The 16,602-nt window shown below is 71.1% G+C and carries 15 protein-coding genes and 2 pseudogenes; 9 read left to right on the top strand and 8 right to left on the bottom strand.

Translation table 11 applies throughout. The annotated features are described in order from the left end of the window. The first annotated feature begins 125 nt into the window (after window positions 1-125). The 3 genes from ACIBCM_RS07240 (at window position 126) to ACIBCM_RS07230 (ending at window position 3,220) form a co-directional block, all read left to right on the top strand. On the top strand, window positions 126-1,190 hold the full coding sequence (locus ACIBCM_RS07240) for an alcohol dehydrogenase catalytic domain-containing protein (protein WP_399240964.1): 1,065 nt from the start codon (window positions 126-128) through the stop codon (window positions 1,188-1,190). A 38-nt stretch (window positions 1,191-1,228) separates the two neighbouring features. Next, window positions 1,229-1,897 (top strand): helix-turn-helix domain-containing protein, encoded by a 669-nt coding sequence (locus ACIBCM_RS07235; protein WP_399240963.1) that lies wholly within the window; start codon window positions 1,229-1,231, stop codon window positions 1,895-1,897. 141 nt (window positions 1,898-2,038) lie between these two features. Then, window positions 2,039-3,220 carry a GAF domain-containing sensor histidine kinase gene (locus ACIBCM_RS07230; RefSeq protein WP_399240962.1) on the top strand — a complete coding sequence of 394 codons (1,182 nt, stop codon included), beginning with the start codon at window positions 2,039-2,041 and terminating at the stop codon, window positions 3,218-3,220. Between the two features lie 93 nt (window positions 3,221-3,313). On the opposite strand, the gene ACIBCM_RS07225 is transcribed toward ACIBCM_RS07230, so the two are convergent. The 5 genes from ACIBCM_RS07225 to ACIBCM_RS07205 all read right to left on the bottom strand — a co-directional run bounded on the left by ACIBCM_RS07225 (window position 3,314) and on the right by ACIBCM_RS07205 (window position 8,639). Continuing rightward, window positions 3,314-4,024, bottom strand: coding sequence for a response regulator (locus tag ACIBCM_RS07225; protein WP_399240961.1), 711 nt, complete (start codon window positions 4,022-4,024; stop codon window positions 3,314-3,316). A 251-nt stretch (window positions 4,025-4,275) separates the two neighbouring features. After that, on the bottom strand, window positions 4,276-5,943 hold the full coding sequence (locus ACIBCM_RS07220) for a right-handed parallel beta-helix repeat-containing protein (RefSeq protein ID WP_399240960.1): 1,668 nt from the start codon (window positions 5,941-5,943) through the stop codon (window positions 4,276-4,278). 319 nt (window positions 5,944-6,262) lie between these two features. After that, window positions 6,263-6,961 (bottom strand): L,D-transpeptidase, encoded by a 699-nt coding sequence (locus ACIBCM_RS07215; RefSeq protein WP_399240959.1) that lies wholly within the window; start codon window positions 6,959-6,961, stop codon window positions 6,263-6,265. A gap of 480 nt (window positions 6,962-7,441) precedes the next feature. Then, window positions 7,442-7,921 (bottom strand): diadenosine tetraphosphate hydrolase, encoded by a 480-nt coding sequence (locus ACIBCM_RS07210; RefSeq protein ID WP_399240958.1) that lies wholly within the window; start codon window positions 7,919-7,921, stop codon window positions 7,442-7,444. Window positions 7,922-8,195: 274 nt separating this feature from the next. Then, the gene (locus tag ACIBCM_RS07205; RefSeq protein ID WP_399240957.1) at window positions 8,196-8,639 is read right to left on the bottom strand and encodes a GNAT family N-acetyltransferase; all 444 of its coding nucleotides are present in this window, start codon (window positions 8,637-8,639) and stop codon (window positions 8,196-8,198) included. A gap of 277 nt (window positions 8,640-8,916) precedes the next feature. Here ACIBCM_RS07205 and ACIBCM_RS07200 point away from each other — a divergent pair, with 277 nt between their 5' ends. Continuing rightward, window positions 8,917-9,615 carry a TetR/AcrR family transcriptional regulator gene (locus tag ACIBCM_RS07200; RefSeq protein WP_399240956.1) on the top strand — a complete coding sequence of 233 codons (699 nt, stop codon included), beginning with the start codon at window positions 8,917-8,919 and terminating at the stop codon, window positions 9,613-9,615. 178 nt (window positions 9,616-9,793) lie between these two features. Continuing rightward, the gene (locus tag ACIBCM_RS07195) at window positions 9,794-10,531 is read left to right on the top strand and encodes an SDR family oxidoreductase (RefSeq protein ID WP_399240955.1); all 738 of its coding nucleotides are present in this window, start codon (window positions 9,794-9,796) and stop codon (window positions 10,529-10,531) included. Between the two features lie 166 nt (window positions 10,532-10,697). On the opposite strand, the gene ACIBCM_RS07190 is transcribed toward ACIBCM_RS07195, so the two are convergent. Further along, window positions 10,698-11,141: a hypothetical protein gene (locus tag ACIBCM_RS07190; RefSeq protein WP_399240954.1), complete on the bottom strand. Its 444-nt coding sequence runs from the start codon at window positions 11,139-11,141 to the stop codon at window positions 10,698-10,700. Window positions 11,142-11,453: 312 nt separating this feature from the next. Here ACIBCM_RS07190 and ACIBCM_RS07185 point away from each other — a divergent pair. Next, window positions 11,454-11,561, top strand: a pseudogene (locus ACIBCM_RS07185) (IS5/IS1182 family transposase); the annotation flags it as partial. 189 nt (window positions 11,562-11,750) lie between these two features. Here ACIBCM_RS07185 and ACIBCM_RS07180 read toward each other — a convergent pair. Both ACIBCM_RS07180 and ACIBCM_RS07175 read right to left on the bottom strand, forming a co-directional pair. Beyond that, window positions 11,751-12,056, bottom strand: a pseudogene (locus tag ACIBCM_RS07180) (contact-dependent growth inhibition system immunity protein); the annotation flags it as partial. Further along, complete coding sequence (locus ACIBCM_RS07175; RefSeq protein ID WP_399240953.1) at window positions 12,034-12,375, bottom strand: hypothetical protein; 342 nt, start codon at window positions 12,373-12,375, stop codon at window positions 12,034-12,036. The gene ACIBCM_RS07175 and the pseudogene ACIBCM_RS07180, both read right to left, overlap by 23 nt. 450 nt (window positions 12,376-12,825) lie before the next feature. Here ACIBCM_RS07175 and ACIBCM_RS07170 point away from each other — a divergent pair, with 450 nt between their 5' ends. From ACIBCM_RS07170 to ACIBCM_RS07160, 3 genes are all read left to right on the top strand, one after another. Further along, window positions 12,826-14,982, top strand: coding sequence for an ATP-binding protein (locus ACIBCM_RS07170; RefSeq protein WP_399240952.1), 2,157 nt, complete (start codon window positions 12,826-12,828; stop codon window positions 14,980-14,982). A 35-nt stretch (window positions 14,983-15,017) separates the two neighbouring features. Beyond that, complete coding sequence (locus ACIBCM_RS07165) at window positions 15,018-15,707, top strand: response regulator (RefSeq protein WP_399240951.1); 690 nt, start codon at window positions 15,018-15,020, stop codon at window positions 15,705-15,707. Between the two features lie 145 nt (window positions 15,708-15,852). Then, a complete protein-coding gene (locus ACIBCM_RS07160; RefSeq protein WP_399240950.1) occupies window positions 15,853-16,266 on the top strand; it encodes a hypothetical protein in 414 nt (137 codons plus the stop codon). Window positions 16,267-16,602: the final 336 nt, after the last annotated feature.

Here is a 16,602-nt window from a genome sequence, read left to right as displayed (position 1 = left end):
GCGCCGGCCATCGGGGGAGGGGCCGGACGGGCCGGCGTGGGCCCGACCGGCCCAGTGACAGCGTGAAGGTGCTCCCGGCACTGTGTTCTCAGGGGCACCGACTCGAAGGAAGCGAGGCCGCCGCCATGAAGGCCCTTGTCTTCGAAGGTCCGGGACGGACCGCCTGGCGCGAGGTTCCCGATCCGGGGCTGCGGGACCCGGCGGACGCCGTCGTTCGCGTCGACGCCGTCACCATCTGCGGCACCGATCTGCACATCATCAAGGGGGACGTACCCGAAGTGGCCCCCGGGACGGTACTCGGACACGAGGCCGTGGGCGAGGTCATGGAGACCGGCCCCCAGGCCGGCACGGTCCGGCCGGGCGACCGGGTACTGATCTCCTGCATCACGCCCTGCGGTCGCTGCCGGTTCTGCCGGGAGCGCCGCTACGGCCTCTGCCAGGGCGGCGGCGGCTGGATCCTGGGGCATCTGATCGACGGCACCCAGGCGGAGTACGTCCGGGTCCCCTTCGCAGATCTGTCCCTGCACCAGTTGCCCGGCCCGGTGGACGACGCGGAGGCCGTGCTGCTGGCCGACATCTTTCCCACCGCGTACGAGGTCGGGGTGCTGAACGGCCGGGTGCGGCCCGGTGACACGGTCGCCGTGGTGGGCGCGGGGCCCATCGGGCTCGCCGTGATCGCCACCGCACGGCTCTACTCCCCGGCGCGGATCATCGCCATCGACGTGGCGGAGTCCCGGCTGGCGGCGGCACGCGAGATCGGCGCCCAGGTGACCGTCAACGGGAACGAGCAGCCGGAGCAGCTGGTCGCGGATCTCACCGGGGGACTCGGCTGCGATGTGGCCGTGGAGGCGGTCGGGCTTCCCGAGACCTTCGAGCTGTGCGCGCGTGTGGTACGCCCCGGCGGACGGGTCGCCAACGTCGGTGTGCACGGCCGGCCCGCGACCCTCCACCTGGAGGATCTGTGGATCAAGGATGTGACGATCACGACGGGCCTGGTCGACACCTTTTCCACGGATCTTCTGCTGGGGCTGCTCGCCGATGGCACCCTCTCCTCGTCCTCCCTTGTCACCCACCGGTTCGAACTGGGCCGGATGGAGGAGGCGTACGACGTGTTCGGCCGCGCCGCCGACACCGGCGCCCTCAAAGTGGTTCTCGGCGGTGTCCCGCACGACGTCGTCGTACCGACCTGAACCGGCCGCGCCGCCGACTGGACCGTAGGGAGACCGCCATGGACGCGCCGCCGCCCCGGCACCGCACCGACTTCGGCAGGAGGCTGGCCGCCCGGAGGGAGGAGCTGGGACTCACCCGCGAGGAGGTGGCCGAGCGGAGCGGCGCCGTACCGGGCTACATCCGCTATATCGAGGAGCGGGGCGAAGCACCCGGGATCGGGGTGATGCTGCGTCTCGCCGAGGCCCTGGGGACCAGCGTCGACGCGCTCACCGGGCGAACGGCCGACGAGCCGCCGGGCCGGGGAACCGCACCCGCCGGCGCGGCCCTCCGGGTACTCGACGAGAACGAGTGCCGGACGCTGCTGTCCCGGGGCGGAGTGGGCCGAGTGGCGGTGGAGACCCCGGAGGGCCCGGTGATTGCACCCGTCAACTATCTCGTGTCGGAGGGTGAGATCTTCTACCGCACCGCGCCGGGTACAGCGCCCTACTCCGCCGGTGTGCAGGAGGTCTGCTTCGAAGTGGACCGTATCGACGACACCTTCCGGCGGGGGTGGAGTGTCCTCGCGGTGGGGCCGGGCCGCCTGGTCACCGGCGAGGCGGAGGTACGGAGTCTGGAGGCGAAGGCACCCGGGCTGGCCTGGGCGGGCGAGGGCCGTCCGATCTGGCTCGCGATCACACCCCGGCGGATCACCGGGCGGCGGATCACCAATGAGCTCGGCCCCTCCTGACCTTCCCCTCCCGCTCCTGCCTGCCCCTTCCCGGCGCTTGAGGTCCCCGCCCGGCCCGCTCGGCGCGCCCGGCGGCCGGGGCGGCGCTACGGTGGAAGTCGTTTCCCGCAGACACTGCGAGTCGGCTTCCCCGGAGGACCCATGGGCGGGGACGCGCACAGAACGGACCGGGCCCGGCTGTTCGAGGAGGTCCGTTTCCGCGAGCGCTGGCTCGCGGCCAGCGCGGAGTTCACCAACGCCCTGCTGTCGGGATCCCCCGAGGACACGGTGCTGGAGAAGATGGTGGAGCGGGCCCGTGAGATCACCGGCGCCGATCTGGGGGTCGTCTATCTGGTGGAGCCCGACGGCGGCCTGAGAACGGCGCTCGCGCTCGGTGAGGACGCCGGGCGGTACATCGGCACCCGGCTGCCCCGCGAGGGAACCCTGGCGGGGCTCGCCCTGTCCAAGAACGCGCTGACGACGACGGCGAATGTCGCGGGGGACGACCGGCTGATCCCCGGGACGGGGCGCTGGAAGGGCCTCGGGCCCGCGGTCGCGGTCCCGGTGCGCTCGGGGGATCCGGTACGGGGTGTGCTGATGCTGGCCCGGCGAGCGGCGTGCCCGCCTTTCACCGACGCCGAGACCCGCCCGCTGCCGGGCTTCGCCGGTCATGCCGCGCTGGCCCTCGAACTCGCCGGCCGCCGTCGCGACGCCGAACGGATGGCCCTGCTCACCGAGCGTGAACGCATCGCCCGTGACCTGCACGATCTCGCCATCCAGCGGCTCTTCGCCACCGGGATGACCCTTCAGAGCGCCCGCCGGTTCGTGGACGACCCCCGGGCGGCGGAACGCCTGGTGCGGGCCATCGACGACCTCGACGAAACCATCAAGATCATCCGTTCGGCGATCTTCGGACTGCGGCAGACGGAGGGCACAGCAGGTCCCGCCGGTCTGCGGGTGCGGACCGTCCGCGCTCTGGAGCAGGCCGTGCCCGCCCTGGGCTTCACCCCTGCCCTGCGGCTGGAGGGGCTGGTGGACACCGAGGTGTCCCGGGAGGTGGCCGACGATGTCATCGCGGTGGCCGGTGAGGCACTGGCGAATGTGGCCCGGCACGCCCGTGCCTCCCGTGCCGAGGTGTCCGTGGTGGCGCGGAGCGGTCGTCTGACGGTCGCGGTCACCGACGACGGGGTGGGCATCGGCACCGCCGCACCGGCCCGGTGCAGCGGTCTGCGCAATCTGGAGGAGCGGGCCGGCACCCGGGGCGGACGGCTGACCGTCTCCCCGGCGGGCGACAAGGGCACCCGGCTGATCTGGTCGGTGCCGATCGGCGATCCGGGGGACTGAGTACGCGAGCCGGGCGCCTGGTGGCCGAACCGGCCGCCGGGCGCCCGGTGCCGAACCGGCGGCCTGGTGGCCGAACCGGGTGCCCCGTGGCCGTCAAGGCTCCTTGCGCATGTCCTCGCGGGCATGTTCCTCGGTGTCGTGGACATGCGCGGCGAGCACCGCGGCCTGTACCCGTCGTTCGACTCCCAGCTTCGACAGCAGGCGGGAGATGTGGTTCTTCACTGTCTTCTCCGACAGATGGAGCTCTTGGCTGATCTCCCGGTTGGTGAGCCCCGCGCCGATCAGTTCGAGCACGGCGCGCTCCCGTTCGGAGAGGGCCGCCAATCTGGGGTCCCGGGGCGGATCCTCCTCGGGGCCGCGCAGGGAGCGGATGAGACGGCTCGTGGTCACGGGGTCGAGCATCGACTGTCCCGCCCCGACCGTGCGTACGGCCGCCACCAGGTCGGACCCGTTGATCTCCTTGAGCACATAACCGGCCGCGCCGGCCATGATCGCGTCCAGCAGGGCGTCCTCGTCGTCGAAGGACGTGAGCATGAGGCAGGCCAGTTCCGGCACCCTGGCCCGCAGCTCCCGGCAGACGGTGACGCCGTCCCCGTCCGGCAGCCGTACGTCGAGCACGGCGACATCGGGGCGGAGCGCCGGGCCCCGGGCCAGTGCCTGCGCGGCGGTTCCGGCCTCGCCGACGACCTCGATGCCGGGCTCGTCCTCGAACAGGTCGCGCAGCCCCCGGCGGACCACTTCGTGGTCGTCGACCAGGAAGACCCGTGTCCAATGCCCGGGCGCCCGGGGTGGCTGCTCGGCCATGACGTCCTCCTGACATCGCCCTCCGCCGATCATGACCTCCCCAGGGACCTCGTGCCAGAGGGAGCGCCCTCCGGCGGGGCTGCGTTCACACGGATCCGCCGTCCTGGCGGCGGAAGCCGAGAGACCGGTGTGACGGCCCATGAGTTGGGGTGGTTGCCGGGTCCGGCCGTCGGGGGCTGGATCCGGCAACCACCCGTCGGGTGGTGCGATGGGTCAGGGGTGCCGGTCGTCGCTGTGCTGTTTGTGTGCGGTTACCGGTGGTGGGTGGGCTTCTTGTCGTCCTTGGGCTTCTTGCAGTGTTCGCTGCCCTTGATGGTGGTGGGGTCGGTGGCGGTGTGGGTGGTGCTGTCGCCGCCTCCGGTGACGGTGACGGTGTCGATGCCCTTGCGGGGTTCGCAGCCGCCGCCTCCGCGCTTGGACTTGCACTCGCAGGGCACGTCGACGACGAGGGTGATGGGCGGGTAGGTGGCTCCGGCGGCCAGGGTGTCGCTGCGGGTGCAGGTCAGGGTGGTCACGTCGCAGGTCCAGCCGGTGCCGGTCATGCTGACGGCGGTCAGTCCCCGGGGCAGGACGTCGGTGACGGTGACGGTGCTGCCGTCGGTCGGGCCGGGGCCCGCGTTGCCGGCGGTGATGGTGTAGGTGCCCTGTTTGCCGGCTTTGAAGTCGCCTTCGTGGGTCTTGCTGATCGTCAGCGACGGAGGCTGGACGGGGCACAGGGCGGCGGGGTTGCTGGTCTGGGCCTGGTTGCTGGTCCAGGTGTTCGCCGTCCCGGCGGTGCCGGTCCCGGTGGTGAGGTCCTCGCAGTCGAAGCGGGCGCTGCCCGTGAGCGTGTTGCCGGTGACCGTGTTGCCGTCGTTCCCGGTGGTGTCGTCGATGAACACACCATCCCGGCCCGCATCCGTCACGCTGTTGTTCGAGATGGTCGAGTCCGCCAGCGAGTTCACGTCCAGGGAGACGCCGTCACCCGACGTACCGCTGATGGTGTTGTCGCTGATCGTGACCTGACTGCTCCCGGGCGCCGTGGGTACGAACGCGCTGGTCGAGAAGATGCCGAGACCGCCGCCCTGGATGCCGTTGCGCAGAATCTGGAGTCCGGTGTTCTCGTTCCCGATGGTGATCGCCTGGTCGGTGGCGTCGACGACCGTGTTGTCGGTCACCACACTGTTGGTCGAGGCGAAGATGGTGAGCAGACGACCGTCTTGATGCGAGACGTTGTGGTTGATGTTCACGTTGTCGACGGTGAACGGGTCGGCCTGGGTGATCAGCATCGCGTCGTTGACGTTCTGGAAGAACGCGTTGTTGTCGATCAGCACGTTGTGGATGCCCTGATCGGAGTAGATGCCGTTACCCGCGGCGGGCGTGCCCAGGTTGTTCTGGCGAATGCAGTTGCGCGCGACCTCGGACTGCGTCGCCGGGGAGGTCGTGTTGAGGTAGATCCCGATCAGGTTGTTCTGGATCAGGTTGTCCGTGATCGAGTAACCGGAGTGGAGGTGGGACGTGAAGACGCCGGAGGTGGCCGGGCCGGCACCGCCGTTCTGGATCGTGAACCCCTGGAGCGTGAGGTTGTCCGCCATCAGGTTGACGACCGCATCACTGACATTCGTGGTCGCGATGATGGAGTCCGTCGTCGGGTCGGGCGCCGTGACCACGTCGCAGTCGGCCGGCGGGGTGGTCGCGCCCGTCAGCGTGAGGTTCGGTGTGGTGATGGTGACGATCTCCGCGTACAGGCCGGGGCAGACCTGGACGGTGTCCCCGGACACCGCCGCGTTGACGGCGGCCTGGATGCTCATGAAGGCCTGACCGGGGCACGTGACCGGATTCTGGCCGACGATGAGCGTGGAGGCGGCATGACTGGGTGTGGCGGGGAACACCGCGGCGACAGCCGCCAGCGCAGGCAGAAGGGCGTACAGCTTTCTCATGTCTTCACCTGCTGGTCCGTACGGCACACCGGAGAACGGCGGCCGTGACAAGGGCGGGGCCGCCCGCGCACGGCGCTGGGCACCCGGCTCGGATTCGCTGAACGCCCCACTGTGCGATGACCGGAACCGGCAGGGGAAACTGACGCGCTGACACCGCAGAGGCGGGACCCGCAATGGCGGTATCCCTACTCTGACGCAACATCAGGGAGAGGGATGCCGGGGCCGTATGCTCCGGGCGGGCTTCGGCACATGCCACCGGCCACTCCACTTTTCGGGAGCAGAGGGCTCCAAGGACCTCTGCTCCCGCTCAGGAGGCCGCTCAGCCCCCGGTCCGCTGCCCCCACACATACACCTCGTCACCGAGCCCCACGCCGTTCCAGAGCGCCTGTGCGTCCTCGTACCGGAGGTTGACGCAGCCGTACGAGCCGGGGTCCTCGAAGATCGGGCGATAGCTGCCGTGCAGCGCCTGCCCACCGGAGAAGAACTGGGCGAACGGCATCGGCCCCCCATAGAGGTCCGACCAGAAATCCTCCTCCCGCCGAAAGATCTGGAACCAGCCCGTCCGGGTCCCGTACCCCGGCATGCCGGTACGCGCCGGAACCGGTCTGAGAACAACCTTCCCCGCCTTCTCCACCCACAGGATCTGCCGGTTCTTGTCCACGCACACCACCATCCCTCCCTTGTCCGGACACCCCTCGATCGCGTCCCCCTCCGCCAGAGCCCGTTCCCACACCACCACCCGGTAGGTGTACAACCCCGCATACCCCTCCGCCGGCTCGATCTCGTGCTTCACCTGGTACGCCCGGATCGCCTCACAGTCCGTGGGCGACTGCAGACCGTCCACCACCAGACCCAGATGCGCCTCCACCTCCCGCTGATACGGACCCGCGGACAGGGCGCACTCCGGCACCCGCCCACCGCTGCCGTACGCCTTCCCGGACCCCGAAGCCCGCACCGCGGCCGTCGTACCACCGCCGCCCGGACCGGCTTCCCCGACCGCCGACTCGGCGCGTGCCACCTGGGCACCCGACCCCCACACCATGACGGTCACCGCCAGCGCCGGCCATGCCGGCCCCCCTGACAGCAGCCGCCGTAATCCCTCTGCTTTCTATACCCGCACTCCTCGCAGTGACGGCTCAGCTCCACGACCACCCCGTCTCAGCCGCTGTGCGTGAGACGGGAGACGGTGCCCTTCGTCCACGAAAAGCCGTGCCGGCCCGCCACGCGACGCCGGTCACCCACTCGGCCGCGCACAACCCTCCACCCGGATGAAGCCGGACCAGCCGGAAGCCGCTGGTGATCCACCCGAAGACTGCGGTCCCCAAAGGCGCACAACAGACGGGCAACCCCGACCTCCTGGCCTTGGCCGACCGCGAGGCGCGGCGACCGGTCACAGGGCGGGGACAGCTCACCGGGCTCGTCCCGCCGGAGGTACGCCGACCACCGGCGCACTCCCGCCGACCCGGCTGCCCGCCCCCGCGTCGGCGGACCCGGAACGTCAGGCCACCGAACGCAGCCGGTCCAGTTCGCCGCTGATCGCATTCCGCAACTCGTCGTGTTGCGGACCCAGCCCGAACTGTTCGTCGCTCCACCGCTCACGCGGATAGAGCCACACCGGACGGCCCACCACATCGGCCGGCTCCCACGCGAACCGGGGCCAGATGTGCGCATGCAAGAACGGGTCCGTGTTTCCCAGGATCTCCAGGTTGACCCGCCGGAACGCCGGATCCAGCCGTCGGCACGCACGCTCGACCGCTTCACCGAGCAGGTCCATGTCGGACAGGAACGCAAGCCGCTTCGACCTCGGCAGATCGGACAACCGCCGCACATCCGGTTCGTCCACGAGCAGAACCGAGTAGCCCGGCAGGAACTGGACGTCCCCGATCACCGCGAACCCCGCGGCCAACCGTCGCAGTACGGTCGGGTTCTCGCCCCTCAGCGCAGCCCCGATCCGATCCGTCCGCCAGTCACCACACATACCCAGACCCCTGTTCCGGCGGTCGGGGACCGCAATTCGACCCCGCCTTCCGCGCCTCGGTGAGCGGATAGGCCTCCCTGCGCACAATCTACGGTGGTGCGCACTACGCGGATGTGCTCGCGGCGCGTTTGCCGCCCCGGCCTCCACCGCTGGAGCCGCCTCCGTCGGCGATTCGCCGTGCCCGAGTACGGCCGTGGCGCGGTGTCCGAAGGTCTGGTCACCCGGCGCCGGTTGGGCGCCATGCCCGGAGCCAAGAGCCTCGGGCAGGCACCGGTCAGGCGAGTCGCAAGTCGATCCAGGGGATGGTGTCTCCCGGCAGCAGGTATCGCTCGGTCTCGACGAACCCGTGCTTCCGTGCGAAGCGCAGCCCGTCCTCGTTGGAGGACAGGACGACGGTCTCGATCACCCGGGCGCCCAACTCCCGCGCCCGGTTGAGCCCGCGCGCATAGATTTCCTCGCCGAATCCCCGCCCGCGGTGAGCGGTGAGCACCCGGGCGATCACCGTGGCCGTCCGGGTCTCCTCCGTCGGCGGACGAACCGTGCTGCAGCCCACGGGCTCGTCACCGAGATACGCGATGTCCAAGTGGTGGCGCTGGGCCCGTTCCCGTACCTCACTCAGAGACAGAGGGTGGGTCGGAATGACGACATTGTGGATGTGCTGCCAGTCTCTGAGCCCCGCGTCGCCGTCCGGCTGCCGGATGTGAAGGTCGTCAGGCATGGCAGCAGGAGACCTCAGTACGCCGTGGACGTCAACCATGTTTGCCATGCCCGCACAGCACCACTGCTGCTGAACGTACGCGCGGTCCCGAGCCACCGCCTGCGCCGTGTTCGCCGAAGGCGGTGGTGGGGGCTCGGTGCTCAACGGCTTCAGGCTCGACGTCAACGACAAGGCCTCCAACAGTTGCCGGGCCCCCACCGAGTCAGTTCGCGACACCCCGAAATCATCGATAACGAAATGACGTTGTCATTGATTAGGTGCTGTTATCGTTGATTCCGTGGATACGAGATCAGTGATAATCGAGGCGACGGCGGAGCTGCTCGCGCGCTCTCCCGGCGGAGAGGTGTCGACCCGTGCGATCAGCGAGGCCGCCGGCGTCCAGCAGCCCGTGCTGTACCGGCTGTTCGGCGACAAGAACGGGCTGCTCAGAGCCACGGTCGACCATGTCTGGGGCCAGTACCTGGGCAGCAAGAGGGCCGCAGAGGAGTCCGAGGACCCGCTGCGGGATCTGCGGGCGGGATGGGACAGCCACACGATGTTCGCGCTGGCACACCCCAACGCCTACAAGCTGATGTTCTCCTCGGCGCTGGGCTCGGATCCCGGGCCGGCGGAGGAGGCCATGCACATCCTGCGCTCGGTCCTCGAACGGCTCGCCAGGCAGGGGCGCCTGAGGGTCGCACCGGATGCTGCCGCCCGCATGGTCATGTCGGCGAACACCGGCGTCGCCCTCGCCCTGATCACGCGTCCCACGCTGTACCCGGACATCAAGGTGTCCGACATGGTCCGCGACGCGATCCACCGGGCCATCCTCCTCGACCCGGCGGCGGACACCGCACCGCAGGACGCATGGCGGACAGCCGCCACCACCCTGCTGTCGTCCATGGACGCGTTCACGCCCGAGCCCTTCACGCCGGCCGAGTCCGCACTGCTCCGGCAGTGGCTGGCCCAGATCCCTGGGGCCGGTACGCAGGGCTGACCTTCCGCGGCCCGCGCCAACGAAGTCCGCACCGCATGCAGCGTCCGGTCCGTCCGCACCGCATGAGCCCGTACGGTCCGCACCGCCGGAGCCCCGGGCTCGCGACGCCGGACAAGCACGCCCGAAGCCGGGCGTCCGTAGCCTCCCACTCTCCGTACGAAGCACCGGAGGACACATCATGAGCAGCAACACGACCCGCGTCGCCCTGGTCACCGGGGGCTCCGGTGGTATCGGCCGGGCGGTCGCCGGGCGCCTGGCGGCGGACGGCATCGCCGTCGGCGTGCACTACGCAGGCAACGAGGCCAGGGCGGACGCGACGGTCGCCGACATCACATCGTCCGGCGGCAGAGCCCTGTCGGTGGGTGCCGACATCGCCGACGAGCATGCGATGTCCGCCGCCTTCGACGCGGTGGAGCGGGAGTTCGGAGGTGTCGACGTCGTCGTCAACACTGCCGGCATCATGATCCTTTCACCCATCGCGACGCTGGACCTCGACGACCTCGACCGTATGCACCGCACCAACATCCGCGGCACCTTCGTGGTCTCCCAGCAGGCAGCACGGCGCGTACGCGGCGGTGGCGCGATCATCAACTTCTCCACGTCCGTCACCCGGCTGCGGCTCCCGTCCTATGGCGCCTACGCGGCGAGCAAAGGAGCGGTCGAGGCCATGACGCTCGTACTGGCCCGTGAACTGCGGGGCAAGGACATCACCGTCAACGCCGTGGCCCCGGGACCGACCGCGACGCCGCTCTTTCTCGAGGGCAAGGACGAAGCCACGATCGACGGCCTGGCCAAGGCGGCACCGCTCGAACGCCTGGGCACCCCGCAGGACATCGCCGAGGCCGTGGCGTTCCTCGCCGGCCCGGCCCGGTGGATCAACGGCCAGGTCCTGTACGCCAACGGGGGCATCGCCTGACTCCCGCACGCCGAACCGGCCGTTGTCGCCATGGCGGCAGCGGGTGGCAGCCGGTCGGCGCCGGTATCGTGGGCGGCCCCCGGCCAAGGCGACGGACAGGCCGGCGCGGCCTCCCCGAAGGAGCACGCGGGGCCTTCCGGATCCGGGGCCTCAGACGACGAACTGGTCAGTTGGTCCAGCCACCGCAGTCGATGTGCTGATTCGATCCGTAGTACTCGCATACTCGCACGGCAGCCCACCTGACGTTGTAGTAGGTGGTCGTGGGCAGATCCGCGATGTTGCCCTCGCCCGCCACGCTCGCCAGCTTCTTCTCCACGATCTGTCCCGTGGTCCTGTTGCACGGGATGTAGCCGATGTAGGCAATCGCGCCATTGCCGTCCGCGTCCGTGTCTTTGATCGTGTTCATATGGGGATAGGCAGGATTCTTGATCTTCGTGTAGCCGCACCCCGAACTCGGGTAGAGGAACTCCCCGCTGGCCTCTGCGCCCCGGCTCGGGTTGACTGCACGGAACCATACGTCCGCGGCGGCCGACTGTCCGGTGAATCCCACCACCATGCCGAAGGCGGCGATCGCGGCACCTGCGATACGCGCAGCGCATTTGTAGCTCATACGCACTCCCCTTTTGTCTGCTTCGATGCCGGAGTCACGGGCACCTGGCAGGATCATCCGGCGGCAGCCGTGTGATGTCATCGGCGATGAGTGCACGCGTGTTGTCGGTTTCTGCACGGACGGTGGCTCGCTGCCGCCTTCCGGAGCGGGCCGCCGCCATCGAAGGACGCCCCGCCGCAACGGCCCACCCACCCCCCGTACGCCGACGCGGCGCCCCACCGCCCGTTCGCCCGCGCCCGCCCACGGGAACGGGCCCACGGGCAGGGACAGGCTGCTGTGATCCTGGTGGCGTCCCAGGGGCGGCCGTTGCGGCTCACCGCCCACCGCCGCCTCGCGCGTGACCACGAGACCAGCCCGGCCCGCTCAGAGACCGTGATCCGCTGGGCGATGACCGGCGTCATGGTCCGCCGGCTCGCCCGCGGCCGGACGGCCACGCGGCCCGGTCCACGCTCGCTTCCGCGAAACGTTCCATGGCTGCGCCGACCGTCCCTTCCGTGGGGAACCTCCCGCGTCGGTGCCCTGGGGAACCGGGAAGCGATCAGCCTTCCGCTCCAGGTCAGGGGGCAGGCCAGTCAACTTCGAGACGATCCCGCGAAGCTCTCGGCCGAGTTCGGGGAACTCGGCCCACACCGATGGGTTCCTGGTGAGGACCGCTGACAGCGGATCACCAGCGTACAGGTGCCCCTCCGCCATCGGGTTCTCCCGCAGTACCTCCACTGACAGCGGCAGGAGGTAGGGCAGGCCGATGTCCTGCCCGATCAACAAGCGCATGTCCTCGACGGTCAGCTCGCCGATCGGCCGACGCCGCAAGGCGTGTGCGGTGGTGAGAAGACGGGTGGCGTCGGCCGGCGGACCCGGCCGGCAGTCACGTTCCAGTTCTTCGAGGGATCGGTCACGATCCAAGGGGCGTGTCACCGGGCGATCGTCCCACGACCAGATCTCGAACGCGGTCTCGGGAACCCGCCGGCAGTTGCTGTGGCCGTGCCTCGTGTCCGGCGAGAAAGAGCCTGAGGCGACACTGGTCTTCCGCCTCCACGAACACCTGCTGTCCCCAGTGGGCGCTCAGGCGGTGTGCCACCCCGACGAGCCGGAGGCGTTCCTCCGGTGTGTACGCCGGGTAGCGTACCCAGCCCTGGCCGGCGATCGTGGTGCCGAGTTCGCTGAACAGCACAGCCCGGTAGCGCTGTTCCTCCTCGTCGGTCAGCGGGGTGCCGGTGCCTTCCGCGGTCCGCAACCGGACGTTGTACAGGTCTCGAATCACGGTTCGGCTCGCCATCTGCTCAGAGGCCGTTGCCGACAGCATGGGGATCGGTGTTCGACGGCGGGCTCCGGCGCCGGCGGCCCCGCCGCCGCTTCCGGTGGGGAAGTCCGCCGCCGGCGTAACTCACGGCGACGATACCGGAGTTGTCGGTGCCGGAGGCCGGCCCCCGCACATCGTGTACGCCCCTTTTCCTGACGGGGGAGGACCTCGGCCCGCCGAGCGCCGTCGTCCCGGCCCCCGGGTGAACGGTACGCCGATGGCGGCTCCCGTCACCTGACGGCCAGGGGCCGGTCGCCGCATCGCGCCCGGCGGCGTCTCCGCGTCCCTCAGCGGGCCCCGGGTCCCGGACGCCGGGACGGAAGCCCGGCCGCGGCACGTCACGCGCCATAGCCCCCGGGACGCCACCTGCGGGACCCTGAACGGATGTCCCGAACGGGTACGCGCGTGATCGCCTGGACCGTGGTGTTCGCCAGCACCGCCGTGATGGCCGGCGCGGGCTGGATCACCACGCTGCCGGGAGCCGAACGGCTGGGGGACCACGCCTACTTCGTGGGCGTGGTGGGCGGCGGGAGCCTGGAGTGGGAGCTGGCCGGGGCGATCCTCATCATGCTGCGCCCCCGCAACGTCCTCGGGTGGCTGTTCCTCGGCGCCGGTGCCTCGTCGGTGCTGCAGATAGGACTCGCCGCTTACGGCGGCTACGGCGTCGTGCTGGCCGAGCCCTCCTGGCCGGGCGCGGACATCGCGGCGGCGGCCAGTACGGGCCTTTGGTCACCGGCCGTTCTCGCCGCGCCGACGGTCGTGATGGCGTACTACCCCGACGGACGCCTCGCGAGCAGATGGTGGCGCCTGCCCGTGGCCGGAGTCGCCCTCGCCGTCACGCTGTTCATCCTCGTCGTACCGTTCCACCCGCCCGCGTACGACGACATCGCCCCCGGTCACCATCCGCCCGCAGCCCTGCCCGAAGCCGTGGTCGTGGCCCTGCTGCTGGGCGTGTGCGTCCCCGCGCTCGTGCTGTCCACGGTCGCCATCTGGGCCGGGACGGCCGTCCGGCTGGCGCGGGCCGAGCCGCCCGAGCGCCAGCAGCTCGCCTGGTTCGTGTGCGCGGCCGGACCGCTGCTGGCACTGACGTTCCTTGATCTGCCCCGCCCCGCCCTGGCGGTCGGCGTCTATCTGGTGCCGGTCGTCGTCGCGGTGGGCGTGCTGCGCTACCGGCTGCTGGGCATCGAGACCGTGCTCCGCCGCGGTCTGGTCTACGCGGCCCTCACCGGCCTGGTGGTCGTCGTCTATCTGCTGGCCACCATGCTGGCGGGTTCCGCGCTCGACCGCCGCCCCCTGCCCGGGGTGCTGGCGGCCCTGCTGGTGGCGGTGGCGCTCGCGCCCGTACGCGCGAGGCTCCAGCGGGCCGCCGACCGGCTCGTCTACGGTGCCCGCCGTGACCCGCTGAGCGCCCTGACCCGGCTGCGTGACCAGGTCGCGGCGGCGGGCGAAACCGATCTGCTGCCCGCCGCGCTCGACGCTGTCACCGGTGCCGTCCGCGCGCCGGGCGCCGAGGTGACCGCGCCGGACGGCAGGGTACTCGGCGCCCGGGGCCGTACCCCCGCCATCGGCGGGCACACCGTGCCGCTCCGGGTGGCCGGGCACACCGTGGGCGCGCTGCGGATCGCCCGCCGGAACCCGGGCGACGACTACAGCCGGGCCGATATCCGGCTGCTGACCGCGATGGCGGCCCAGATCGCCGTACTCGTCCGCGCCCTGCACCTTGCGGAGGCGCTCCAGCGGGAACGCGACCGGGTCGTCGCCGCCACCCACACCGAACGCGACCGCCTCCGCCGCGACCTCCACGACGGGCTCGGCCCCTCGCTGTCCGGCATGGCACTCGGCCTCCAGGCGGCCTCCACCGCGCTGGACCTCGGCGACCTGGGCGGTTGCCGCCCCCTGCTGGCCCGTATCGGTGACGAGGTCGGCACCGCCGTCACCGAGATCCGCCGCATCATCGACGGGTTGCGCCCCACCGTCCTGGACGCCCTCGGCCTGGCCGAAGCGGTCCGGAAGCACCTGGGCACCGTCTCACCGGCCCTGTCCGTGGAGGCGCGCATCGGTGAACTCCCGCCGCTGCCACCGGATGTGGAGACCGCCGCGTACCGCATCGTGACGGAGGCGGTCACCAACGCGGCCCGGCACTCCGCCGCCCGCGCCTGCACGGTCACCGTCGCCGCTCGCGGGGCGGTGCTGCGGATCAGCGTCGGTGACGACGGGGACGGGATCGCGCCGGACGCCACGGCGGGGGTGGGGCTGGCGTCGATGCGGCGCCGGGCCAACGCGCAGGGCGGCGAACTCGTCGTCGAGTCCGCGCCGCACGGCACCGTCGTGACCGTCACCCTGCCGCTGGGGAACCCGGGTTCCCCGAAGCCGCCCGACCGGCCGGAGCCGTTCCGGTTCCCGGCACCGCCGAGACCTCCCGGCTCCTCGGGCACCCCGGGAACGCGCGGAGCACCCGGAGTCCGCCGAGGAGCCGAAGACCCCGAGCGTCCCGAAACCCCGGATCGCCCGGATCCGCCGCCACCCTCGCAGGAGCCGTGAAGCAGCGCCCTGGACCCCGGAGCCGTGGAGGAGCCATGAGTGAACGCATCCCCGTACGGGTCGTCATCGCCGACGACCACCCCATGTTCCTCTTCGGTCTGCGTGCGGCCCTGGCCTCCAGCCCGGACGTCGAGGTCGTCGGTGAGGCCGCCGGCGGTGAGGAACTGATCGCGGTCGCCGCGCGTACCGCGCCCGACGTCGTCCTGACCGACCTCGCCATGCCGGGCACCGACGGTATCCCGGCCATCCGCGCCCTGCTGGCCCACCGGCCGGAGACCGCCGTCCTCGTTCTGACCATGCACGAGGAGGACAAGGCGCTGTTCGGCGCACTGCGGGCGGGGGCGCACGGCTATCTCCTCAAGGGGGCCGACCGTGCCGAGATCGTCCGTGCCGTCCTCGCCGTGGCCTCGGGCAACGCCGTGTACGGGGAGGCAGTCGCCCGCCGGATCGTCTCCTTCTTCACCGGCGCGCACCAGCAGTACGCGTCCCGGGTCTTCCCCGAACTCACCGAGCGGGAAAGGGAGATTCTGGAACTCCTCGCCACCGGCCGCGGCAACCACCAGATCGCGCGGCGACTGGTCCTGACGGAGAAGACCGTCCGGAACCACGTCTCCGCGATCCTCTCCAAACTGGGTGTGCACGACCGGGCGGCGGCGGTGGCCCGGGCCCGGGACGCGGGACTCGGCAGAGCCCGGGAGCAGGACGGCCCCACCGGAGCGTCGTGACCCGCCCGGACCGGGAGCGGAGTCCCGGTCCGGGAGGGCGGACTGCCCGGGCGATACGGGACCGGTGCCTCAGGTCACGTACGGCCGGGCGGCCCACGATGTGGGGAGTCGCTCACCGACACGACCAGCCCGACAGGAGCATCAGATGGTTCCCGGATCCTTCCAGTCGCTTCCCCTTCCGACCACGGCACTCGCCGGACAGATCAGCGCGGTCGTCATCGACCCGGGTGAGCAGCCCGCCGATGTGATCAACCACGACACCGTCCTCACCGTACGGATCGAGTGGGGCGTCACCGGCTTCCTCGTTCCGCTGCTCGCCGGCACCTGGATCCTGCGGGTGAGCGTGGACGAGATCGGCGGCTCCCACGACTTCACCGCCCAGTCCCCGCCCGTTCCGCTGAGCGGTGGCTCCGACTACCGGCAGGACATCGCCCTGCCGCTGCTCCAGGCCGGCCGGACCTATGCGCTGATCGCCTCACTGAGCTGCCTCAACCCGGCCGGTGCGCCTGCGGCGATCGGCGGATACGTGAACGTCGGCACGGTCAACGTACTGCCCTGAGGCCCTGAGGCCCTGAGGCCCTGAGGCCCTGAGGCCCTGAGGCCCTGAGGCCCTGAGGCCCTGAGGCCCTGAGGCCCTGAGGCCCGGGGGCCCGGGGGCCGGCGCGGCCGGGTGCTCTCGAGTTCTGGCGGGCGGGTGCCGAAGGGCCGCGCTCGCCAGAGCTGGCTGCACCGAGGTGGACGCCGCCGGGCCGCCCCCTCACCGCTCACCCGGCCCGCACACCGCGGGACCCGTCACCCTGCCGCCCACCGGACCGGACCGAGCCCACGCTCGGTTCGGTCCGAAGGCATTCCCCGGGGGTGTGAGCGTCACCTGTCGGCCGGGGCGCCGAGGCCG

It is taken from the genome of Streptomyces sp. NPDC051018, from assembly GCF_044456085.1.
Taxonomy (GTDB): domain Bacteria; phylum Actinomycetota; class Actinomycetes; order Streptomycetales; family Streptomycetaceae; genus Streptomyces.
This window is presented reverse-complemented; position numbering and strand designations above follow the sequence as displayed.